This window comes from Sporolactobacillus vineae DSM 21990 = SL153, assembly GCF_000377985.1.
GTDB classification, from domain to species: Bacteria; Bacillota; Bacilli; order Bacillales; family Sporolactobacillaceae; genus Sporolactobacillus; species Sporolactobacillus vineae.
Map to the genome: position 1 here is coordinate 97,040 of NZ_KB899044.1, position 21,857 is coordinate 118,896.

At 50.3% G+C, this 21,857-nt stretch carries 22 protein-coding genes and 1 riboswitch; of the genes, 7 read left to right on the plus strand and 15 right to left on the minus strand.

Annotated features, from left to right (window positions below):
* Positions 1-45: 45 nt before the first annotated feature.
* Together D889_RS0104735 and D889_RS0104740 are read right to left on the minus strand one after the other, a co-directional pair.
* Positions 46-693, minus strand: coding sequence for a peroxiredoxin-like family protein (locus D889_RS0104735; RefSeq protein ID WP_010631196.1), 648 nt, complete (start codon positions 691-693; stop codon positions 46-48).
* Between the two features lie 84 nt (positions 694-777).
* On the minus strand, positions 778-1,674 hold the full coding sequence (locus tag D889_RS0104740) for a cation diffusion facilitator family transporter (protein WP_026039031.1): 897 nt from the start codon (positions 1,672-1,674) through the stop codon (positions 778-780).
* Between the two features lie 236 nt (positions 1,675-1,910).
* On the opposite strand from D889_RS0104740, the gene D889_RS0104745 reads away from it, so the two are divergent.
* Positions 1,911-2,486: a xanthine phosphoribosyltransferase gene (locus D889_RS0104745; protein ID WP_010631194.1), complete on the plus strand. Its 576-nt coding sequence runs from the start codon at positions 1,911-1,913 to the stop codon at positions 2,484-2,486.
* A 133-nt stretch (positions 2,487-2,619) separates the two neighbouring features.
* Here the strand turns inward: D889_RS0104745 and xerS are convergent, their stop codons facing one another.
* The 8 genes from xerS to D889_RS0104785 form a co-directional block, all read right to left on the minus strand.
* A complete protein-coding gene (gene xerS, locus D889_RS0104750) occupies positions 2,620-3,714 on the minus strand; it encodes a tyrosine recombinase XerS (protein WP_010631193.1) in 1,095 nt (364 codons plus the stop codon).
* A gap of 539 nt (positions 3,715-4,253) precedes the next feature.
* Complete coding sequence (locus D889_RS0104755) at positions 4,254-4,784, minus strand: 5' nucleotidase, NT5C type (RefSeq protein ID WP_010631192.1); 531 nt, start codon at positions 4,782-4,784, stop codon at positions 4,254-4,256.
* Between the two features lie 117 nt (positions 4,785-4,901).
* A complete protein-coding gene (locus D889_RS0104760) occupies positions 4,902-5,756 on the minus strand; it encodes a VOC family protein (RefSeq protein WP_010631191.1) in 855 nt (284 codons plus the stop codon).
* 74 nt (positions 5,757-5,830) lie between these two features.
* Complete coding sequence (locus D889_RS0104765) at positions 5,831-6,073, minus strand: hypothetical protein (protein WP_010631190.1); 243 nt, start codon at positions 6,071-6,073, stop codon at positions 5,831-5,833.
* A 105-nt stretch (positions 6,074-6,178) separates the two neighbouring features.
* Entirely contained in the window at positions 6,179-6,829 is a 651-nt protein-coding gene (locus D889_RS0104770; RefSeq protein ID WP_010631189.1) for a 3-oxoacid CoA-transferase subunit B, read from the minus strand.
* Between the two features lie 19 nt (positions 6,830-6,848).
* The gene (locus tag D889_RS0104775; protein WP_010631188.1) at positions 6,849-7,544 is read right to left on the minus strand and encodes a CoA transferase subunit A; all 696 of its coding nucleotides are present in this window, start codon (positions 7,542-7,544) and stop codon (positions 6,849-6,851) included.
* A 17-nt stretch (positions 7,545-7,561) separates the two neighbouring features.
* Positions 7,562-8,947: a GntP family permease gene (locus D889_RS0104780; RefSeq protein WP_010631187.1), complete on the minus strand. Its 1,386-nt coding sequence runs from the start codon at positions 8,945-8,947 to the stop codon at positions 7,562-7,564.
* A 46-nt stretch (positions 8,948-8,993) separates the two neighbouring features.
* Positions 8,994-10,181 (minus strand): acetyl-CoA C-acetyltransferase, encoded by a 1,188-nt coding sequence (locus D889_RS0104785; protein ID WP_010631186.1) that lies wholly within the window; start codon positions 10,179-10,181, stop codon positions 8,994-8,996.
* A 242-nt stretch (positions 10,182-10,423) separates the two neighbouring features.
* Here D889_RS0104785 and D889_RS0104790 point away from each other — a divergent pair, with 242 nt between their 5' ends.
* The 3 genes from D889_RS0104790 (at position 10,424) to mbcS (ending at position 14,219) form a co-directional block, all read left to right on the plus strand.
* The gene (locus D889_RS0104790) at positions 10,424-11,227 is read left to right on the plus strand and encodes a 3-hydroxybutyrate dehydrogenase (protein WP_018962175.1); all 804 of its coding nucleotides are present in this window, start codon (positions 10,424-10,426) and stop codon (positions 11,225-11,227) included.
* 208 nt (positions 11,228-11,435) lie between these two features.
* On the plus strand, positions 11,436-12,512 hold the full coding sequence (gene spoIIP / locus D889_RS0104795) for a stage II sporulation protein P (protein WP_010631184.1): 1,077 nt from the start codon (positions 11,436-11,438) through the stop codon (positions 12,510-12,512).
* Between the two features lie 108 nt (positions 12,513-12,620).
* The gene (mbcS, locus tag D889_RS0104800) at positions 12,621-14,219 is read left to right on the plus strand and encodes an acyl-CoA synthetase MbcS (protein ID WP_010631183.1); all 1,599 of its coding nucleotides are present in this window, start codon (positions 12,621-12,623) and stop codon (positions 14,217-14,219) included.
* 81 nt (positions 14,220-14,300) lie between these two features.
* Here mbcS and D889_RS0104805 read toward each other — a convergent pair whose 3' ends face one another.
* The 3 genes from D889_RS0104805 to D889_RS0104815 are packed head-to-tail and all read right to left on the minus strand — an operon-like array spanning position 14,301 to position 17,194.
* Entirely contained in the window at positions 14,301-15,104 is an 804-nt protein-coding gene (locus tag D889_RS0104805; protein ID WP_010631182.1) for an energy-coupling factor transporter transmembrane component T family protein, read from the minus strand.
* Positions 15,076-16,551, minus strand: coding sequence for an ABC transporter ATP-binding protein (locus D889_RS0104810; protein ID WP_010631181.1), 1,476 nt, complete (start codon positions 16,549-16,551; stop codon positions 15,076-15,078). Before D889_RS0104810 ends, D889_RS0104805 begins: the two co-directional genes overlap by 29 nt.
* The gene (locus tag D889_RS0104815; protein ID WP_010631180.1) at positions 16,535-17,194 is read right to left on the minus strand and encodes an ECF transporter S component; all 660 of its coding nucleotides are present in this window, start codon (positions 17,192-17,194) and stop codon (positions 16,535-16,537) included. Before D889_RS0104815 ends, D889_RS0104810 begins: the two co-directional genes overlap by 17 nt.
* Before the next feature lie 43 nt (positions 17,195-17,237).
* A riboswitch (TPP riboswitch) is annotated at positions 17,238-17,336 on the minus strand.
* Between the two features lie 166 nt (positions 17,337-17,502).
* Here D889_RS0104815 and D889_RS0104820 point away from each other — a divergent pair.
* On the plus strand, positions 17,503-17,709 hold the full coding sequence (locus D889_RS0104820; protein ID WP_010631179.1) for a hypothetical protein: 207 nt from the start codon (positions 17,503-17,505) through the stop codon (positions 17,707-17,709).
* On the opposite strand, the gene D889_RS0104825 is transcribed toward D889_RS0104820, so the two are convergent.
* Together D889_RS0104825 and D889_RS0104830 are read right to left on the minus strand one after the other, a co-directional pair.
* On the minus strand, positions 17,689-18,099 hold the full coding sequence (locus D889_RS0104825; RefSeq protein WP_010631178.1) for a YppE family protein: 411 nt from the start codon (positions 18,097-18,099) through the stop codon (positions 17,689-17,691). The two genes, D889_RS0104820 and D889_RS0104825, sit on opposite strands and share 21 nt — an antisense overlap.
* 41 nt (positions 18,100-18,140) lie before the next feature.
* Positions 18,141-18,461 carry a hypothetical protein gene (locus tag D889_RS0104830; RefSeq protein ID WP_010631177.1) on the minus strand — a complete coding sequence of 107 codons (321 nt, stop codon included), beginning with the start codon at positions 18,459-18,461 and terminating at the stop codon, positions 18,141-18,143.
* A 247-nt stretch (positions 18,462-18,708) separates the two neighbouring features.
* Between D889_RS0104830 and recU the strand changes: the two genes are divergently transcribed.
* Positions 18,709-19,314 (plus strand): Holliday junction resolvase RecU, encoded by a 606-nt coding sequence (gene recU / locus D889_RS0104835; protein WP_010631176.1) that lies wholly within the window; start codon positions 18,709-18,711, stop codon positions 19,312-19,314.
* A gap of 103 nt (positions 19,315-19,417) precedes the next feature.
* Positions 19,418-21,823: a transglycosylase domain-containing protein gene (locus D889_RS0104840; RefSeq protein WP_248676827.1), complete on the plus strand. Its 2,406-nt coding sequence runs from the start codon at positions 19,418-19,420 to the stop codon at positions 21,821-21,823.
* Positions 21,824-21,857 lie beyond the last annotated feature (34 nt).

The window sequence follows — 21,857 nt, forward strand, 5'->3', positions numbered from 1 at the left end:
AAAAGGGACTGCCGCATGGGCAGTCCCTTGATCTTTTTGCACACATCATGATAAATTTTTAACGATATCGATAACTTTCGCCGGATCGGTCCGCTCTTTATAGTCCGAGCTGACATGGGCGAAGGTGATTTTTCCGGTTTTATCGAGAACAAATGTAGCCGGCTTGGGTAATTCCCACTTGTCATTCCCGTTTCTCGTTTCAAGATCAATTCCTGACTGTCTGTAGCTTTGAATCAGATAATCGGGAAGCTTGAAGATCAGATGGTAACGATCGGCGATTTTACCATCCTGATCACTCAACACAATGAATTCCAGTTCATCTTTTTCCTTAGTCGACAGACTGGCATCCGGTGTCTGCGGACTGACCGCAATCAGTTGTGCCCCGGCTTCCCGGATCTGCGGAAGCGCACGCTGATAGGCTCTTAATTCAAGATTGCAATAGGGGCACCAGCCGCCGCGATAGAATGAGAGAATGACCGGACCTTTTTTCAATTCCCCGGAAAGCGCAATCTCTTTTCCCGTGGCGTCCGGCAGAGTAAAATCCGGGGCCTGATCACCTGTTTTCAGTCCTGGCGCCAGTCCCGATTTCTCCAGTTCCTCAATGGCACGGGCGTTCAGGCGCTGTTTTTCGGGTGACGATTTCTTTTTTGATTCAGCTTGATAAGCATCTATTTCATCAGTCAGCGATGACACAACAACTGCCTCCTTCATTGATGAACACTTTAATTATAGAAAAATAGTTTCATGTTTCCTAATCTTTAGCTCAGATCCGGAAAGTCAGACAGACCGGTCAGTTTTCTTTTTTAAATTAGGTTCGACATGAACACTGATTGCCAGAACGTGAAAAGTCTCGGTGAGGTATTTTTCCACTCGCGTCGCAATCGCATCAGCTTCACGCAGACCAAGAACCGGATCGACAAGAATGACCATTTCCAACGCCGTATTATTGCCGTATTTTCTTGCCCGGATTGAAGCAACACCTTCAACGCCGTCCATTTTCCCGACGGCGTCCGTGTAATCGGCGATCTGTTTATCATCGAACCCGTCGGACAAATTGAACGCCGCTTCTTTAAAGATGTCCCAGCCGGTTTTACAAATCAGCAAGCCGACTATAAAAGCGGTTACAGTATCCAGCCAGGCAAAATTCAGCTGGGCGGCAAAAATACCGGCAGCGGTGCCGAAACTGACCCAGGCATCAGAGAGATTGTCTTTGGCGGCTGCCAATACTGAGGAGCTGTTGATCTTCTGCGCCAGACGCTTATTATAACGGTAGACAAAGTACATCGCGGTTCCGGCACAAATACCGACCCATGCAGCCATAACATCCGGTTTCTGATCATGCCCCTGAAACAGGGTCGACAGCGCATCATACAGCACATTCAATCCGACGGCAAACATGATCAATGAAGCGATCAGCGAGGAGATCGTTTCACTGCGCCAGTGCCCGTAGGGGTGGTCGCTGTCGGCCGGGCGGCGTGAGATTCGAAGCCCGATCAGCACCGCGATTGACGCTACGATATCTGTCGCATTGTTCAGACCGTCGGCGCGCAGTGCCTGAGATCCTGTCGACAGGCCAATGACCAATTTACATACAGACAGTACAATATAGGCTGCGATACTGATCAAGGCACCGCGTTCACCTAATTTTAGATTCTCATATTTATCCTGGATCAAATCTTCACCTTCTTCCGGCAATAAATTAATCATAACAAGCGACTCCGCTGTGTGTCTACAGCAACCTTATTGCCGGAGAACAGAGAGATGAAGGCTGAGAAAAACAGTTAGCCGAAAGAAACATATACCTTTTTTTACAGCTGCCGGGTAGTTTCTCATTCTGTTCCAGTGTATACTACTTAGCAAAAGCCGGGTGTACCGGATATAAGAGAAAAAGTGAGGGATAATGAACAATAATGAAAGAATTGAAAAGACGGATACTTGAAGATGGCCGAGTGATCGGAACGGATATCCTGAAGGTCGACCATTTTCTCAATCATCAGATCGATCCTGTTCTGATGCAGACAATCGGAAATAAATTTGCTGATATCTTTAAAAAGGATCAGGTCAGTAAAGTGATCACGATTGAATCATCCGGAATCGCACCGGCGCTGATGACCGGACTCGCACTCAAGGTGCCGGTGATTTTCGCCCGCAAGAAAAAGCCGGTGACCCTGAATGAGGGAAGCCTTGCCACTGAAATTGTTTCGTTCACCAAGCATGTCCGGAATACCGTTTACATTGAAAAAGACATGCTTCAGACCGGTGACCGGGTCCTGATTATCGATGATTTTCTGGCAAACGGGGAAGCCTCACTGGGACTGGCACGGCTGATTGAGATGGCCGGCGCCGAAGTGGCAGGCGTCGGTATCGTGATCGAAAAATCGTTTCAGGAAGGCCGGCGCAGACTGGATCATGCCGGCTACCGGGTTTGTTCACTGGCCCGAATTGCCTCACTGGGCAATGGTAAGGTTGAATTTGTGGACAAATGAGCAAATGGTGCATACATAAAAATAGTTATGTTAACTAATAAATCTCTGTTTAAACTTAAACTTAAAACGGTTGTTTTCCGGAAAGCGAGCACCCGCAGCGGCAAACAACACCCGGATTAAGAAAGCCTCAAACTTAGTTCCCATCCGGGGCAACAAAATGATCATCCATATGATCGACCGCTTTTTTCAGCTCTTCATTCGACAGATGTGTGTAGATCATTGTTGTCTGGATCGATGAGTGGCCCAGCTGGCGGCGAAGTTTCGGTATATCGTTGTTTTCTGCCTGATAGCGTGTTGCAAACGAATGGCGCAGTTTATGGACAGAGAGGGCAGGCTTTCCAAAAGCGACGGCATATTTTTTAACCAGATTTTCTATCGCACGCGGACTGAGTCTCCGGGTCGTCCGGTGCGGGCCCATCGACGCGGCAACGAATAGTGCTTTATTAGACGGAGGCAGCTGATATTTTTTCGCACGGACATCGAGATAGTCCGCAAGGTCAAGTCCGGCCTGTTCGCTGAAATAAACATATTGCTCCTTATTTCCTTTACGAAGAACGCGGACCATTCGTTTCTTCAGATCAACATCGCTGAGATCAAGTCCGACCACTTCGGAAAGCCGGAGCCCCGAACCGAGAATCAACGAGATGATGGCTGTGTCGCGCTCGGCATTCTGCTGATGAAAATTCAGCAGTTTTTTATTATCTTTCACCGTCTCGCAGTAGTCCTCCGCAACGAACTGGCGAAAGGCATCGTATTCATCGTTCCAGAGGATTTTACCGGCCATCTTCTGAGCTACCGTTTCCTGGTCTTCTTTTATCTTGTTGAAAGCGATCTTGGCCATGACGTTTCGCACGAGATAAGGCTTGAGATCGCTCGTTTCAGCTACATTTTGTAAATAGTTAAACAGTGATTTGAGTGAGGACAGTTTTCTGTTGATCGTAAATCGGTCATTATTGAGCCGGAAGTGAAGGTAGGACAGAAAATTTTCGATCTGCTGCGGCGTCAGTTTCTCCAGACAGCTGAGAGGGACATCCTGACGTTTTCCATTATAAAAGCCTTCAGTGAGCAGCCAATTGAAGAAAATCAGATAATCGTGACAATAATTGAGCAGGGAGCGGGGGGACATCGTGCGTCTTTTTTTGTCCACATATTCGCCGACATACCAGGGAAGTTCCGCAGTTTTTTCATCAATTCGATCGAGAAGTTCCTGCTGGCGATAGTCATCCATGATTCAATCCCTCCGTAGGTGTTAATATTTACCATCTTTAGTGTAACTCAGAAGATTTGCGGTGTCAATATTTTACGCAGTAATCTCAATTCTTATGACACAAGTACAAAGGTTGGTACAAATCATGTGCATCGGGGACTTTTAATGAACAGAAATAGAAAACATAAAAAATAAGCGGAAACTTAAAAGATTACGCCAAGATCAGCCGGAAAATTGATTACCCAGATGAAAATGCACGTTCCGGTGCCAAAGTGAGCCGCTCAAATCGGAGTTTATCAGCCAATTTGAGAATATATCAGCCGAAATCGAGATTTATCAGCCAACCAGAATGCTGAAGCGTGCATGTAGAATTGGAAGACAATCCAGAAGGAATCAATTAAGACGGCGAAAGTGCTGAACGTTTTTTAAACTGCAGCAAGAGCACCTTCAGAGAATCAAAACAGATTACTTCGTCAAAATTATATTTTACGTAGTAATGTCCAGAGCTGAAATGACCTCCTCTTTTTGTGATCGTCATGATAAGTTCATCAGTTCATCCATTAATCAATTTCACCGAAAAATTTCAGTACATCATTCCAGCTGTTCATTCGGTTCTCCGCTTTTTCGTAATAATTATGCGGCGATGAAAAAAGTAAACCTTTGCCGGAAAAATGTGTGAAATGACGGCTGTTGTCATCAATCAGGTAATCTGCATGAATAATCCGTTTATCCCCGCAGAAAACATAATTTAGTTCCGGGATAAAATCAAAATATCTTCTCAGCCAGTTGTACTTATCAGTCACGCTGTTCGGAAATTCCATGGCCGCCGTCGTAATAAAAATGTTATGGTGCCGGGATAGTTCACGGACGACTTGCTGCGCATCCGGAATGACCTCCAGATCCGCAAAATAGCCATTTGTATTTCGCAAATAAAGCAGAACATCGCTGAATTCAGGTTTTAACTGACGCAGGCTGGTGCCTCTCAGATCATCTCGGGTCACGGATTCGTGAAACAAACGATTGAACAATTTTAGCTCCTTACCGACAAAGTCGGCGATTACTTCATCCATATCGACAGCGATTGCAGCCATCTGCCATCCCCCAGTCCGGATCAGAAGAATTGGATTCACTTTTACTATTGTAAACGATCGCGCGCCATTCTGATAGAAAAAAACCGGGATCATTCTACTGGTCCCGGACATTGCTCATCATTCATTCACGTGCAGGATTATATCGATCCTGGAAGGATCCGTGATCCGGACCCCTCCCTTCTCTTCAGAAACCGGAAACCCCATCTCCTTGACGCGCGCAATGGCTTTTGCCCGCGTGGCTGAATCAGGATACTCAAGGGTAAAATCTTTCATACCTGCTGTAAGCGCACTGTCTGCCGGGCGGCCTTTGCTCATCCAAACATTCAATCCAATATGGTGGTGGTAACCGCCTGTTGAGAGAAAGTCTGCCTGATCCCCATATTGGGCAACCAGCTGAAAACCGAGACCTTGGCAATAAAAGCGCTCCGCTGCATTCAGATCGGCCACCTGCAGATGAATGTGCCCCATGATCGTGTTTTTCGGCATCCCGCTCCAGCCTCTTTCATCACGTTCATCGAGAATGTGTTCGTCGATCGCATCGGTCGTCATGTAAACTCTGCCATTCTCCCATTTCCATTCTGCCGCCGGACGGTCGCGGTACAGTTCAATCCCGTTTCCATCCGGGTCGGCCAGATAAACCGCTTCACTGACAGCATGATCCGAACCGCCCTGAAGCGGATAGTCTTCTTTCAGTATGCGGTAAAGGAGTGTTGCCAGGTCCCTTCGCGACGGAAGCAGCAATGCGAAGTGATAGAGACCGGCCTGTCGGGAACGGTGCGGCTGAATCCCTGCAGGCTGTTCCAGCGTGATCAGCGGATCGGTTCCGTTCGCTGAGAAAGTGATCGTTCCCTGTTCCTTTTTCAGAACACGGAAACCAAGCAAATCCTGATAAAATATTTCAGATCTCTGAAGGTTCATGACGCTCAGATGAATCTGACTGACATATCTATTCGGTGCAGTATGAAATGACATGGCGCGTCCTCGCTCTCCTCTCTCACTCCACAGAAAACTCATTATTTAAGTAAGATGACGTAAGTCAATATATATTAATAAGCGCGGGACGTCCAATAATCGTTCTCGAGTGCCCGGATTATTCTTGATCCATTCAGGTCATTCATCGTTATTGCCGGAACGAGTTCATTCTGGAAAAGATTATACGTTTTCGAGTTGTCGCTCATGATTCCTGTGAAAAGGGCCTTCTGTTCCTTTGTCACCATATAGGGCTGAACCGCTTTCTCGGACCGGGTCAGTTGCAGCTGTGCGGCTGAATACTGTCGGGCTTGCTTCAAGGCACTTTTTGTGAAAATTATGTAAATCCAGATTTATAAACGCTAAGAACCGGATGGATCGGTCCATCCGGTTGTATCCTTTCGCATTATTGAGCCAAGAGCCGTTTATTTTCCGGCGAGCAGCTGTTCGCCGATTGAAAAGTTCGCTTCGGTTTTCGCCTGGACCTCTTTAAGCGAAGCTCCGGGCTGCAGTTCGACCAGTTTGAGCTGTCCGTCATCCAGGTGGAATACGGCAAGATCAGTAATCAGACAGTCGACAACACACTTTCCTGTGAGCGGCAAGGTACAGGTTTTTCTAATTTTCGGTGTGCCGTGCTTCGATACATGGTCCATAATGACCACCGTCCGTTTTGCCCCCTGGACAAGATCCATGGCTCCGCCCATACCTTTGACCATCTTCCCCGGAATCATCCAGTTTGCCAGGTCCCCCGACTCCGAGACTTCCATACCGCCAAGAATCGCAAGATCAATATGTCCGCCGCGGATCATGGCAAATGATTCAGCACTGTCAAAAAATGAGGCGCCTTTAATTGCCGTTACGGTTTCCTTTCCGGCATTGATCAGATCCGGATCCACCTCAGTTGTGTGCGGATAAGCGCCAATGCCCAGCAGACCATTCTCGGACTGTAGCATGACATGGCTGTCGGCGGGGATTCGGTTAGCAATCAGTGTGGGCATACCGATGCCAAGATTCACATACATCCCGTCTCTGATTTCCTTCAGCGCACGGCTCAGTATAAGTTCCCGATTTCCCATGCAGTGCTCCCCCATTCATTTAGTTTTCAGCAACGGTCAACCGTTCAATCCGTTTCTGATAATCGGATCCGGCAAAAACGCTCTGAATATAAACCCCTGGAGTATGGATCTGATCAGGATCAAGCGCTCCTGAAGGGACAATCTCTTCTACTTCGGCAAAGGTGATCTTACCGGCTTTTGCCGCCAGCGGATTAAAATTCTGCGCTGTTTTTCGGTATATCAGATTCCCGTCCGGATCGGCTCTCCAGGCTTTCACAAGACCGAAATCGGCTTTGATTGCCTTCTCAAGGATATAGGTCCGGCCATCAAACACCTTCTCCTCTTTTCCCTTCGCAACCTCCGTGCCCACGCCTGTTGCCGTATAGAATGCGGGAATGCCGGCACCGCCGGCTCTCAGCCGTTCGGCCAGTGTACCCTGCGGAACGAGCTCGACCTCCAGTTCACCACTCAGAAACTGCTGCTCAAAGCGTTTGTTTTCACCGACATAAGAGGCAACCATTTTACGGATCTGTTTATTTTCCAGGAGCAGTCCCAGCCCCCAGTCGTCAATACCGCAATTATTGCTGATGACGGTCAGATCGCGCACCCTGCTTTCCCGCAGGCCGAGAATCAGTTTCTCAGGGATGCCGCACAGGCCGAAACCGCCGGCGATCAATGTGGCGCCGTCATGGATTTGTTCGATCATTGCGGCGACAGAACCCGTTACTTTTCCCATTTTTGACTTTCCTCCGATCAGAAAAAGAATGAACTGCCGATCGCCAGCAAGAATACGGTGGCCGTTTTCAGAATGGTAATCATGAAGATATCCTTATAGGACTGCCGGTGCGTCAGTCCGGTGATCGCCAGCAAGGTGATGACCGCCCCGTTATGCGGGAGCGTATCCATACCGCCGGAAGCCATTGAGGCGATCCGATGCAGCAGTTCCGGATTGATGCCCATGGCGTGTGCTGCCTGCAAATACTGTTTGCTCATCACTTCAAGAGCAATTGACAGACCGCCTGACGCAGAACCTGTGATTCCCGACAGCACATTGACCGAAACCGCTTCTGAAATCAGGGGATTGCTGCTGGCATTGAACACGTGATGCTGAATAGCTGAAAATCCGGGCAGTGTTTTAATCACATTGCCGAACCCGACTTCCGAAGCGGTATTGAAGATCGCCAGCAGCGCCCCGGATGCGGCGATCGTCAGGCTGGAAGTGAGTTTCACTTTAACAGTCCGGAACCGGATGGCCAGAGCCACAAGGATGCCGAGTGACAGCGCGACAACCAGTGACCAGGACGACACCACTTTGCTGACGTCCGCAATGGCAAAGACTTTATTCAGCATGGCGGCACTGTACCAGTCTTTTGCCGACAAGGCAGTCCGGCTGAAGATAAAATTAAAGACGATCACGACAACAAGCGGAGAAACAGCCAGCCAGAAATTCGGGAGCTTATCACCCAGATTTGCGTCAGGTTCATTGATGTGGCCGGTGCCGTAGCCTTCATTCTTCCTTGCTGCCTGACGCCGCCGGTGTTCCAGCCAGAGCAAGCCTCCGATAAGCACAATGATCGAGCCGATGATGCCGACGATCGGCGCGGCATAGGTATCGGTTCCAAAATAACTGGTGGGGATAATGTTCTGAATCTGCGGCGTGCCCGGTAGTGCATCCATCGTGAATGTGAACGCGCCGAGTGCGATCGCCCCGGGAATCAGCCGTTTCGGAATGTCTGCTTCCTTGAAAATGGCTGCCGCGAACGGATAAACGGCAAAGGCCACGACGAATAGTGAAACACCGCCGTAAGTCAGAATGGCGCAGGCCAGGACAACAGAAAGCATGGCCCGTTTCGAGCCGATTCCTCTGACAATCGTATGGGCAATCGATGCGGCGGCACCGCTCATTTCCATGATTTTTCCGAAGACCGCGCCGAGCAGGAAGATCGGAAAGAAGTTCTTCACATAGGTTGCGGCATTGGTCATGAAGACTTCAGTATAAGTCGGGAGCAAATGCCCTCCCGACAGGAGCACAGCAAATAGGGCCATCAGCGGGGCAATGATAATAACCGGGTAGCCGCGATAGGCAAGAAGCATCAGAAGGCCAAGGGCCAGAATAATCGCCAGAATCTGTAAAGCCATAAATCATCTCCCCATTTCGGTTTAAAATTTATAGTAACCGCTTACATTAATCCGGTACTTCATTGTTCACAATGACGGCCGTCCCCTGACCACCGCCGATGCAAAGAGCGGCCAGACCGGTCTTTGCGCCGGTCCGCTTCATCCCGTAAAGCAGAGTACAGAGAATACGGGCACCTGAGGCCCCGACGGGATGACCCAGTGCGATCGCACCCCCGCTGACATTTACCTTATCCGGATCCAGTTTCAGATCGCGGATGACAGCGATTGACTGCGCAGCAAAGGCTTCATTAATTTCCGCCAGATCAATGGCGCCAATATCCAGATTGGCCTGATGCAGCGCTTTCTTGACTGCCGGAACCGGTCCGTAACCCATGATCTGCGGATCCAGTCCGGCACTGGCATAGGAACGGATCGATGCGAGTACAGTCAGTCCGGCCTCCCTCGCTTTCTGGCGCGTCGTCAGGACAAGCATGGCGGCCCCGTCGTTCAGTCCGGAGGCGTTGCCGACGGTCACCGTCCCGTTCTTCCGGAACACAGGTCGCAAACCGGACAGGGTCTCCAGTGTCATGCCATGCCGGGGATGCTCATCCTGACGGACCTCGGATTTCTTCTTCTTTACCGTCACTTCAACCGGAACGATCTCTTCATCAAAATAGCCGAGAAGCTGCGCCTTCTCTGCTTTCAGCTGACTGTTCAGGGCGAATGCATCTTGCTCTTCCCGGCTGATGTGCCACTGTTCGGCGATGTTCTCCGCCGTCACACCCATGTGAACGTGACTGAACGCATCGGTCAGGGCATCCATAATCATCGAGTCCTCGATCTGTCCTTCGCCCATCCTTTTTCCCCAGCGATAATCAGTGAGCAGATAGGGTGCACGGCTCATGCTCTCCGTTCCCCCGGCCAGAATAAAGTCGGCATCACCGGCACGAAGCGTCTGAACTGCCTGGATCACGGCACGAAGTCCTGATCCGCAGAGCATATTGATGCCGACCGCCGTCGAGCTATCGGACATCCCGGAATGAAGCGCGATCTGCCGGGCAATATTCTGCCCAAGCCCGGCCGACAGAATATTGCCGATCACGGCTTCATCAATGTGGTGTGCCGGGACACCGGAGCGCCGGATAGCTTCCCTGGCGGCTGCAGTTCCAAGAGCAACAGCTGAGACTCCGGATAAGGCGCCGCCAAATGAACCGACCGGTGTTCGTGCAGCGCCGACGATCACAACCTCTTTCATCAGACCTCCCCCTTTATCAGGTAACTGAGAATAACGGTAGGCTGCGTTCAATTTTCGGTGAATCATAGCTCTGTGACCGTTTTGTGACAATTCATTGTATTGGTGCATTTCGAGAATTATGTGAACAATCTACTGGTCTAATTCTGAACACAGGACTTATACATTTATTAGGACCTCCTCTGTCTGCTTCGCTTCTGAAATCGTTGGACAGTGACAAGTCAGGAGCAGGCAGTCAAGAGAATATGGACAAAGATGCGGAGGAAAACAGATTGGTCAGAGGGAAAACAGTTGTGATTACAGGCTCGGCCCGGGGAATCGGTTTCGAAATTGGCAAATCATTCGCTCAAAACGGAGCAAATGTTGTGCTTTCCGATATTAACGCATTATCCCTTGCTGAAGCGGAGCGCACGATTACGGCTCTTGGCGGGACGGTAACTGCCGTTGCCGCGGACGTCACTAAAGAAGATCAGATTCAGAATCTGATCGATCAGGCAGTGAAGACCTATGGTGGTGTTGATATTCTCATCAATAATGCCGGGCTGCAGCATGTCGCACCGATCGAAGACTTCCCCTCGGAAAAATTCGAGCAGATGATCCGAATTATGCTGATTGCCCCGTTCTATGCGATTAAGCATGTACTGCCGGTCATGAAAAGCCGGAAATACGGACGGATTATTAATATCGCATCAATCAACGGCCTGATCGGCTTCGCAAATAAAGCGGCGTATAACAGTGCCAAACACGGCCTGATCGGCCTGACTAAAGTCGCTGCACTGGAAAGTGCGGCATACGGCATCACGGTAAATGCCCTCTGCCCGGGTTACGTTGATACGGCGCTTGTCCGCGGCCAGCTGAAAGATGTTGCGGCGACACGTAACGTGCCGGTTGAGGCGGTTCTCGAAGAAGTTTTTTATCCGCTTATTCCACAGAAACGCCTGCTCGACGTTCGTGAGATTGCCGATTATGCCTTGTTCCTGGCAGGCGATAAAGCCCGGGGCGTCACCGGCCAGGCGGTTGTTCTTGACGGCGGCTACACCGCACAGTGACGGCTTCACGGTACATCATCCCTGGTCTCTAGCGTTTCTATCCTATTGATAGAAAACCGGTCATCGTCAGATGCACCGGTTTTTTCACACATATTCATACCTTTCAATTCTATTAAACTGAAAAGAATCTTTAAAAAAAGTAGTCTATCTCCTCCTCCTCGCGTCATAGAGTTAGAGAGATGAAGCGATTCTCAGAGGAGGGACAAGCATGCACGGAATGAAACGGCGGCGAACGCGGGTAGTCAATCTTATCATCACTTATCTGTCCGTCTTAATCGCTTTCTTTGTGCTTGCTGCAGCGGTCACCGTCAGCCAGGTCCGGATCCTTTCGATAGAAAATGCGCTCCAGAAGGCAACATGGCCGGCTGAAACACTTCTTTCTCAGACTTTCGGGAATGAAAATGCCGCCTTTCTTCACGTCCTCCGCAGCACGGACCGGCCGAAGAGCCTGGGCCATCTGGCATTTGAATCGATGACCGATCTCCGTTTTGACGACATTCGAAGTCTGTTCGGATCGGAAATTCCCGGATTTTCGATTTATAATACAAAGATCTTTGCTGCCGGAGAAGGCCTGAATTTTAATAACCTCCCTCAGGACAATCCGCCGCAGATAAAAATTGAAGCGCCGAAAAAGCCGGCCAAAGTACCCGGCAAGACCCCTGTCGCTGAAAATAAGCTGACCAAAAAAGTCCTCCTTTACCAGACACATTACTGGGAATCCTATAAACCGGCAAACAACGGTCTGGATGCCAATACGACCAACCCGAATGTCGGCGTTTTCCGCGCCGGCAATGAGGTTGCCCAGGTCCTTCTGAATAACGGGATCGGTTCCCTTCACCCAGATCCGCGCAACTGGGGAGCCAATACAGCCTATGCAAGTTCCAGACAGCTGGTCCGGAGCATGCTGAAACAGAATCCGTCACTGACTTATCTGATCGATATTCACCGGGATTCTCTTGGCCGTTCCGTAACAACAATGAAGCGTAACAGCAACACGTATGCCCGGATCAGCTTCATCGTCGGGGAAACCAATCCGGGCTACACCGCCAATCTATATTTTGCGAAACAGCTGAAAGCGATTCTGGACAAGCACTACCCGGGAATCGTCCGCGGCATCGTCGGCAAAACGAAGTTTGACGGCAATGGGATTTATAATCAGGATTTATCTAAAAATGCAATTCTGATTGAAATCGGCGGCGTCGACAACACACTGGCCGAAGTGGACCGCTCTTCCAAAGCCGTCGGCGAAGCGCTGTCCGAATATATTAAAAGTGCGAAAAAGTAAAATAACGGTTGTAGAATTTAGTATCAGGTATTAATATGTAATTATAAATTCTGATAAAAAAGCTCACGCAGGATGGACTGAGCGTGACGAAAATGAGGTGCATTAATATTGGAACTGAAAGATCTTATTGCTCCGGACACATATAATCTAACCAGTGAAATCGACCGGTTCGATTCAGAACGGATCGCGCTGCGCTGGGAAAGTGACAAGGGAGAAAAAAAGACGATCACGTATCATCAGCTGATTCAGCGGGGAAAACAGTTTGCCAATGTCTTGTCCGGCCTTGGCCTGAAAAAAGGCGACCGGATCATGACCATCGTTCCAAGGATCATCGATGCCTATGTCATCTACCTTGGTGCGCTGCGCGCCGGCATCGCCGTCATTCCGGGTTCCGAAATGCTCCGGTCGGCCGACATTGCGCTGCGTCTCAGCCAGGGCGAAGCCAAGGCAATCGTCGCTTATCGTGATTACACCAGCCAGGTTGACGGGATTAAAGAAACTTTGCCCGCATTAAAATATAAAATTTCCGTTGATGGGGAGACGGACGGCTGGCTGTCGATGAACCGGCTGGTCAGTGAGGCATCCGCAGACTTTACAACGGTCCGGACGAGCAAAGACGATATGGCTTTTCTGACGTACACATCCGGCACATCCGGCACGCCAAAGGCGGTCATTCACAGTCACGGCTGGGCATACGCGCATCTGAGGATCGCGCCCTCCCGCTGGCTCGACATTCATGACGGCGATACGTTCTGGGCGACAGCCGGACCCGGCTGGCAGAAATGGATCTGGAGCCCTTTCCTATCTGTCCTTGGGAAAGGTGTTACCGGTCTCGTTTACTTTGGGCGTTTCCACCCGGAGAAACAGCTGCAGCTGCTTCAGGACTATCGGGTGAACGTGCTTTGCTGTACACCGACAGAATACCGGCTGATGGCCAAGGTTAACAATCTTGGCAAGTATGATCTGTCGCATCTGCGCAACGCCTGCTCTGCCGGAGAGGCATTGAACCGGGAAGTGACCGATATCTTTAAAAGGACCTTTGATATTCAGTTGAAAGACGGTTATGGGCAAACTGAGAGCACACTGCTGATCGGTACAATGGTCGGCGATCAGATCCGTGTCGGTTCGATGGGCAAAGCGATACTCGACCCGTTTATCACGGTTATTGACGAAGAAGGCCACCCGGTACCGGACGGGACAGTCGGAAACATTGCCGTCAGGCGTGATTTTCCTGCACTGTTCCGCGGCTACTTCCATCAGGAAGACCGCTACGAAGCAGCTGTTCGCGGCAACTACTTCCTGACTGGCGACCGTGCGGCGAAAGATAAAGACGGTTACTTCTGGTTCCATGGACGGCGCGACGATGTGATCATCAGTTCAGGTTATACCATCGGACCGGTGGAGGTTGAAGATGCTCTGTTGAAATCCCAGGCTGTTAAAGACTGCGCTGTTGTCGGAATACCGCACGAGATTCGCGGGAATATCGTGAAAGCATTTGTGATTCTCCGCGACGGGTACGAACCGTCACAGGATTTGATTCACGAACTGCAGACTTTTGTGAAGAAAGAAACAGCGCCGTATAAATATCCACGGGAAATCGAGTTTGTTCAGGATCTTCCAAAGACCATTTCCGGAAAGATCAAGCGCTCGGCACTCCGCGACCTCGAAGTACGCCGTGCCCGTGAAAAAGGCATGAACGTCGAATAAGTTCCGATTATCAGAAAGCAGCAAAAAAGCACGTCTTCCGACGAAATGGAAGACGTGCCTTTTTGCTGTTTATCCAATGGTTCAGTACCCGTCGATGACATTGGTATACGGCGTCAGCGGAATCCAGCGGGACAGAAGAAATCCGGAGACGACCGTGACTGTCATGACCGAGAGAAAGATGAGATCTTTCCTGCTCCATCCGATCTGGTAATAAAATGTCCGCTTTTCTTTCATCGAAAAACGTTTGGCTTCCATAGCAACTGCAGTCCGCTGCGCCCGGCGGATGGACTGTACAAGGATGCCCAGGGCATAGTGCAGAAATCGCTCGTAGAACGCCCGCAGTCCCTTCTGTCGCGACATACCGCGGACTTTCATCGCCTGACGGATGTGTCCGAGCTCTTCCGCCATCATCGGCAGCATCCGGAACGCAGCAAGACAGCCGTAAGCATAGCGTACGGGTACCTTCAATTGTTGCATGAGTGAATAAAAGAAAGGCACCGGCGGCGTCGTGGACGCGAACAGAACACCGAGCAGACCGAACACAAAGGTTCTGAGGCCTAGCTGGATCCCGCGGGCCAGGCTCTCCTCTGTCGTCCGAATCAGAAACCACTGAAAAAGTACGTGTGAGCCCTTACCATAAAGGATCATCGCTGAAGCACTGAAAAAAGAAACAATAAAGGTCATCAGAAAAAATCCGACCGACCATTTCCGGGGCAGTCCGTTCGCCCAGAGCGTCACAATGGAAAAAGCGACAGTGGTCCAGATCATCGTATTCAGATTCTGCACGGACAGGTAGAGAATGAACAAAAAGGCGAAACAGATCAGTTTCAGCGACGGATTGACTTTAAAGAATAATTTACTGGTGTCTGTGATAACGGGATCCATTTTCGGTCTCCTCTCCCCGCCCGGATGCGGGAACCCGGCTGTCCCCGATCAGGCGGCCGTCCGCGACGGTCAGGACACGTGTCGCAAATCTGCGGACAATCTCCATCTCATGAGTGACCATAATGACAGTTGTGCCTCCGTCTACCAGCGACTGGAACAGATCAAGCAGGGCAAATGTATTGCGGGCGTCCTGGCCAAACGTCGGCTCATCGAGGATCACCGCCTGCGGCCGGTCAATCAGCGAGGCAGCGACACTGAGCCGGCGTTTCTGACCGACCGACAGTTGATACGGATGTGTCGTCCGCTGCTGTGTCAGGGCAAATTGCTCCAGACTACGGGTCACCAGCTTCTCGATCTCTGAAACAGGCAATTTATTCAGCTTCAGACTGAAACCGAGTTCATCTTCCACTTTGTCGGTGACAAACTGATATTCAGGATTCTGGAAGACAAAGGAAACATCCTCTTCCTTGTGATCCAGGTACCAGTGCATGATCCCTTCATGGCGGACCAGACTGCGGATGCCTTCGACCATTGTGCTCTTTCCGGCCCCGTTCTTACCGATCACAGCCACCCATTCCCCGCGATACAGGTGCAGTTCAGGAACGGTGAAACACTTCGTCCGCCCATGATAGACTGAGAAATTCTTCAGATCCAGAATCGGCTCTTCATGTTTCTGCCGGCGTATCGGCACGGGACGGCGCCGCTCATAGGCCGGCCAGGCATCCGGATGCCAGATTCCGTAGGCATCGAGTTCATCACGATATTGCTCCAGCACCTGGTCTTTAGGCCCGTCCGCTAATATGCGGCCGTCCGGATCAAACAGAACGATACGTGCTACCAGATCAAGGATCCGGCTGATTTTGTGTTCGACGATGAGCAGCGTCCGGCCCTTACTGATCCGGCGAACGGTCTCCCAGAGCTGCTCCGTGCCATCCGGATCGAGAAGCGCCGTCGGTTCATCAAGAAACAGGACCTCCGGCTCAAGCGCAAGCACACTCGCAATGGCGAGCCGCTGTTTCATCCCCCCCGACAGCGTGCGGATCAAACGATGCGGATCGGAAAAGTCGAGCCCGGTAAGCTTCAGGTAATCGTGAATCAGTCCCGGCATCTTTTTCGGATCGATTCGACGGTTTTCCAGGACGAAGGCAATTTCTTCATCGACATAGGGCATGCAAAATTGTGTATCGGGATCCTGAAAAATAAAACCCCAGCTTTTCGGGATCGACAGCTTCTCCGTATGCACCGGCAAGGGGACACTTTTAGGAATCAGCCCTGACAGAACCTGAAGCAGTGTCGATTTGCCGCAGCCCGACGGCCCGAGAAACAGAATTTTCTCACCCTTTTGATAATTGAAACTGAGATCCTTAAAAAACATGTCCTTTTTTTGAGGAAATGCCAGCCTTAAATCAGTGACGCCCCATACGGGTTCGTTACTTTTTAAGCACATCGTAATCTTCCTTGGTGACCGGGCGAACAAGCTGGGTCACACCGGTCTTCTCAAGTGCTTTGACCAGAATATAAGGAAGAAATCCGGCAAGGATAATCGCGCTGATGAATCGGAAAACGATATTCAGTGTCAGGTTCCAGCCGACCAGACCGGTCAGATAGCCATACGGAATATCAAGAATAAACGAACCGATCGAAGCGGCAACGCCGGACAATATAGCGGTAAGAAGCGTAAACCTCTTATAAAGAAATGCAGCAAATACAGCTTCGGAGAATACCCCCTGGATCAGTCCATAATAAACGTTGATGATACCGCCGCTGCCGGCAAACAGCAGTTCAACTGCCGCCGCCGCGGTTTCTGCAAGAAATGCGACCCCCGGTTTGCGGATCAGCAGGGCTACGAACGGTCCGGCAATAAACCAGATACCGTACGTCAGCATTTCCAGCTGAAGGCCGAACGGCTTTAATAAGTCATAGACCGGCCCCATCAATCTGAAGATCAGTCCGAAAACCAGTGAAGCGACAATCGTGACCAGAATATCGGTCAGATTCAGTTTACCAATCTTTTGTTCAGCCATTGCAATTCCCCCTGATGTCGCCCGCCCGCCATGATGCGAATGCTGCCGGTTGATGCCGGAAAGCAAAATTAAACCGCTTCCTTTGAGCGATAGAAAGCGGTTTTTGTATTTCCTATGAGTACCACTTTCCTACGCTGGCATTAACCAGATCAGGTCCAAGGGTCGGAGCCCAAACTCCTCTCAGCAAAACGCACCCCTAGTGGACAGGCATATTCTTTTTTACCTCTTAAATGTACACCATCGCCGGGGAATCTTCAAGAATCAGAAGACGGAACATCCGCTACTTACTGAAAACAGTGGACAGACATTCATAATTTATCAGGACAAGCCATATCTTTTGATAGAGCCATTTTCCTAAGGAGGAAACAGAAGATATGGAAAAAATCGTCCCTGTCATCCCGAAAACAAGACGCGCCCTTCTGTTTGAGAGAGTCACCCGTTATTTCCGCAAATTTGACCGGCTGTCTGCAGAAGATTGTTTCGAGGCGCTGACAGCCGTCATGTACCGGCTCATTTTGTTTTTAGGCGTCCCCTATCTCGTTTTCCAGATTGTCCGCTTTCTATTTCTTCCCGGAAACTGATCCTTCCGCGGTATTCTTACGGTCGGCATCCAGTTGTGTCAGCAATGTATCCAGAACAAAATCGATGGCTTCGATCGTCTCGATAAACCGGCGTCGCCGCGTATCCTCCTGGAAGGCGGTGACACAGACAATCTGAAGGTTTTCGCAAGTTGCCTTGATTTGCTCAGGGTGGACATATCTGGGCTTCCGCTTCCGGACCCAGTCCCCGGCCATGGGTTTCCAGGCATTTACGGCTGACTGCATCAGATCTGCAAACGGCTTGACCCTGCCCTGGAAATCAACCTGATAACCCGGCAGCGTTGTCACGTTCATAAACTGGTCGCAAGCTTTCTTATTCAGCATTTTCAGCTCTTTCGTCGTCTTTCTGAGTCGATCGGTCGGATTGTTCATCTGTATCTTCCTCCATGGCTGCAGCAGTCTTTCCTGCTCCCCTAGTTTACCATGGTTTGAGAACGATGAAACGGCGGGGCCTCTTCACGTACCTGCACCGGTACATCATTTGTGCCATGTCCGCCGGCTTCCGCATGCCGAGCCGGCAGAGGGTCAAAAAGTGTGCTGTTTCGTTCGAGACTGAGGAGGCGCCGGACCGACCGGAGCAGGAGTTTCCTGTATTGGCCCCGATAATCCCCGGTTTCGTCGATCAGCCGGCGCTGACACTTCTTCTGAAGCTGTTCGACGTCAAAGATCATACCGGTTAATTTTTCATCGATCTGTTCCCTTGTAAGGCTTCCGGAGTCGTGCCGAACTGTCATGACAGTTCCCTTCTTTCCTTATTATTTATCTGTTAAAACATTCGCCCGGCAGATGCGGAACTCCTTTATGGATGACAAAAGTGGTGCCACGCCGACAAAACTAGTGTTCTGTCGGCACCTTCAGAAACCGGATCCGCCATATTTCCGATTTACAGAGGTTCCAGGGAGACAGGTGTTCCCGTTACTACAGGATTTTTGGTATACTGTTAACGACCGCCCGCTTGGTCTGTGAAGGGAGACTGGGAGAATGACCATCAACTATCCGAATGGACAGCCTTACGTAGCGAACGGAATGCACCGGAATACCCCGGCAGAGGATCATGTCGAATACGGGCATCGCGGCATGACGCTCGAAGACGATCTCAACGTCTCGAACAAATACTATCTTCAGACGGATCAGGCCGTCATTTATAAAAAACCGACGCCGATTCAGATTGTTCACGTGGACTATCCGAAACGGAGTGCAGCGAAAATCACCGAGGCGTACTTCCGGAAAGCTTCGACAACAGATTACAATGGGGTATTCAAGGGCAAATATCTGGATTTTGAAGCAAAGGAAACGACATTCGCCAATTATATCCCTTTGAAGAATTTTCATGCCCACCAGGTGGCGCATATGCAGCGGATTCAGAGACACGGAGGAATCGGATTTATTATCGTTAAATTCACCAAAACCGGTGAAGTCTTTTTCCTTGATGCCCGGTATCTGTCGGAATGCTGGTCGGCATCGCTAAAAACGGGCGGAAGGAAATCAATTCCGAAAACACTTTTTCAGGATCAGGGGTACCTGATTCCTAAGCACTATTTACCGCGAATTGATTACCTTTGTGTTGTAAATGATGTATACTTTTAAGCTAGTCAGAATTTCTGATTATCTGCGAATAGTCTAGCATCGCGGATTGTTGGTTTTGTGTCTGGAAAGGTAGGAATGATCTATGACGGAATATCGTACGAGGATGGAAAGGCGTCGCGCGTCCGAACTGGAGAGCCAGTCGGGAGACGGCCACAATGGGAAACACGCAGCGCCTAAGTCATCCGGCGGCGGGCATAAAAAAAGAGGCTGGTTCAAGCGATTGCTGATCATCTTTTTCCTGGTCCTTCTCTTCTTTATCCTTGCCGGAACGATCACTGTTTTCGCAATTATAAAGAATGCTCCGGCACTGAATGAAAATGAACTGAAGAACCCGGTTTCTGCGGTACTCTACGACCAGAGCAACCGGAAAGCCACATCCCTGGACACTGGCGTCAGCAGGCAATACGTAAGCATCAGCCAGATCCCGCTTGTCGTTCAGGACGCTTATATTTCAACTGAGGATACACGATTCTATCAGCATTTCGGTATTGACCCGGTACGTATCCTTGGGGCCGAGGTTGCGCAGTTTACGAAGGGCTATAAATCGGAGGGTGCCAGCACGATTACCCAGCAGGTGGTCCGTAATGCGATGCTGAGCCAGAATAAGACGTTTACACGGAAGATTCAGGAGATGTATCTGGCCGTCCAGGTCGAAAAAAAATATACCAAGAAACAGATTCTGGAGATGTATCTGAACCAGATCTATCTTGGGAGCGGTCCCACTTATGGCGTTGCGGCAGCTTCCGAGCACTATTTTGGTACGAATATTAAGAACATTACTCTTCCCCAGGCCGCCATGCTTGCGGCGATGACCCGGAATCCAAGTTACTACGACCCGATTCTTCAGCCGGCCCATGCCAGGCAGCGGCGTGATCTGGTGCTTGACCTGATGGTAAAAAACAAGGCCATTACACCGGATCAGGCAGCGCAGGCTAAAGCCGTCTCAATGAAGACGATGACCCGGGGCCACAGAGCCGTTCCTGTCAGCAACCGGAAATACGGTGCATTTGTCGATTATGTACGGCGCGCCATTCTGAGCGATAAAAGTCTCGGTATCACCGAGAAGGATCTGAATTCGGGCGGACTGAAAATATATACGACACTGGATCAGTCGATTCAGCAGCAGACGCAGAACACCCTGAACAACAAGGCCAACTACCCCAATGTTCAGCGTAATTTTAATGCCGCGGTTTCTGTTGTCGATACACAGACCGGAGCCATACGGGCACTTGGCGGCAGCCGGAATTACAGTTATGGCGATCTGAACTTCGCCGACAGGGAAAGTCGGAGTATCGGTTCGACGTCAAAGCCGATTGTCGACTATGGTCCGGCCATTCAGTATTTGAAATGGCCGACCGACTATACGGTGGACGACAAACAGGGAACAAGTTATACAAGGGGTCCGACAGTCGATGACTGGGACGGAAAGTTCATGGGCCAGATGACGATGCGCAAAGCGCTCTATCTCTCTCGAAATGTTCCGGCGGTGCGTACGCTGCAAACACTGGATAATTCAGTCGGTTCAGGCAGTGTGATCCGTTTTGCCGGAAAGCTGGGGATACATTTGCCGCGGAACGATTTTAATGAATCCTTTGCCATTGGCTCATTTGGTGCGACACCGCTTCAGATGGCCGGCGCCTATGCGGCTTTCGGCAATAGCGGTATTTACAACCAGCCATATGCCATACGAAAGATCGTTAAACCGGACGGCGAGACGCTTTATTTTAAGCATACCCGTCATGCGGCGATGAGCGATTCGACAGCATACATGATTACAGATATGCTTCGAGATGTCATGACTAAGGGAACCGGTGTCCGCGCGAATATCCCCGGAGTTGCCCTGGCAGGTAAGACCGGTACACAGAACATCGATTCGAAATTTGCTGAGAAGTACCATATCTCCCAGGCCGGCGTCAATACCGGTGCAACGGATTCCTGGTTTGTCGGCTATACAACAAGACTGACGGCTTCGGTCTGGACAGGCTATGTCGACGTGAATAAAAGCCTTAAGAACCCGAAGCTCTACGGTTCCTACCTTGGGCCGGGCGAACAAGGCTATGCTCAGTTTATCTTCAAATCAGTCATGCAAAACTTTATGCCCGGGTCGCCTGATTTTGTTCAGCCCAGCTCCGTCATCAGTTTGAGCGGCGGCGAACTGGCTGTGCGGAATTCAAATGTTTCCAATCATTTTAACACGAATCGTTCGTCGTCTTCAGCACCGGCTAGCAGTGCTTCAAGCAGCAGCTCAAGCAGCAGTTCAGCTCCGGCCAGCAGCTCAAGCAGCAGCAGTATCAGCAACTCCAGTGCTTCGAGCTCAGCTCCGGCCAGCAGTTCTGCACCGGCATCGTCATCGTCATCGTCATCAGCTCCACCCTCTTCACCGACAGGCGGAACGACTTCGACGAGCAGTTCCAGTGCGAACCCAACCCCGGCACAGAATCAAAACTCGAATTCAGGACAGGGGTCGGGCGGCAATCAGAGCAGCCAGAACAGCCAGAACAGCCAGTGATCCATTTCTCAGCAAGCAGCAAAACCCCGGAAAA

Excerpts from the sequence above, each read along its gene's own strand:
- D889_RS0104825 (WP_010631178.1), bottom strand. The coding sequence starts at position 18,099 with ATGAACAATCCGACCGATCGACTCAGAAAGACGACGAAAGAGCTGAAA.
- D889_RS0104830 (WP_010631177.1), bottom strand. The coding sequence starts at position 18,461 with ATGACAGTTCGGCACGACTCCGGAAGCCTTACAAGGGAACAGATCGAT.
- D889_RS0104755 (WP_010631192.1), bottom strand. The coding sequence starts at position 4,784 with ATGGCTGCAATCGCTGTCGATATGGATGAAGTAATCGCCGACTTTGTC.
- recU (WP_010631176.1), top strand. The coding sequence starts at position 18,709 with ATGACCATCAACTATCCGAATGGACAGCCTTACGTAGCGAACGGAATG.
- spoIIP (WP_010631184.1), top strand. The coding sequence starts at position 11,436 with ATGCACGGAATGAAACGGCGGCGAACGCGGGTAGTCAATCTTATCATC.
- D889_RS0104770 (WP_010631189.1), bottom strand. The coding sequence starts at position 6,829 with ATGGGAAATCGGGAACTTATACTGAGCCGTGCGCTGAAGGAAATCAGA.
- D889_RS0104840 (WP_248676827.1), top strand. The coding sequence starts at position 19,418 with ATGGAAAGGCGTCGCGCGTCCGAACTGGAGAGCCAGTCGGGAGACGGC.
- D889_RS0104790 (WP_018962175.1), top strand. The coding sequence starts at position 10,424 with ATGGACAAAGATGCGGAGGAAAACAGATTGGTCAGAGGGAAAACAGTT.
- D889_RS0104775 (WP_010631188.1), bottom strand. The coding sequence starts at position 7,544 with ATGGGAAAAGTAACGGGTTCTGTCGCCGCAATGATCGAACAAATCCAT.
- D889_RS0104760 (WP_010631191.1), bottom strand. The coding sequence starts at position 5,756 with ATGTCATTTCATACTGCACCGAATAGATATGTCAGTCAGATTCATCTG.
- D889_RS0104810 (WP_010631181.1), bottom strand. The coding sequence starts at position 16,551 with ATGTGCTTAAAAAGTAACGAACCCGTATGGGGCGTCACTGATTTAAGG.
- D889_RS0104820 (WP_010631179.1), top strand. The coding sequence starts at position 17,503 with ATGGAAAAAATCGTCCCTGTCATCCCGAAAACAAGACGCGCCCTTCTG.
- D889_RS0104745 (WP_010631194.1), top strand. The coding sequence starts at position 1,911 with ATGAAAGAATTGAAAAGACGGATACTTGAAGATGGCCGAGTGATCGGA.
- D889_RS0104785 (WP_010631186.1), bottom strand. The coding sequence starts at position 10,181 with ATGAAAGAGGTTGTGATCGTCGGCGCTGCACGAACACCGGTCGGTTCA.
- xerS (WP_010631193.1), bottom strand. The coding sequence starts at position 3,714 with ATGGATGACTATCGCCAGCAGGAACTTCTCGATCGAATTGATGAAAAA.
- D889_RS0104805 (WP_010631182.1), bottom strand. The coding sequence starts at position 15,104 with ATGGATCCCGTTATCACAGACACCAGTAAATTATTCTTTAAAGTCAAT.
- D889_RS0104780 (WP_010631187.1), bottom strand. The coding sequence starts at position 8,947 with ATGGCTTTACAGATTCTGGCGATTATTCTGGCCCTTGGCCTTCTGATG.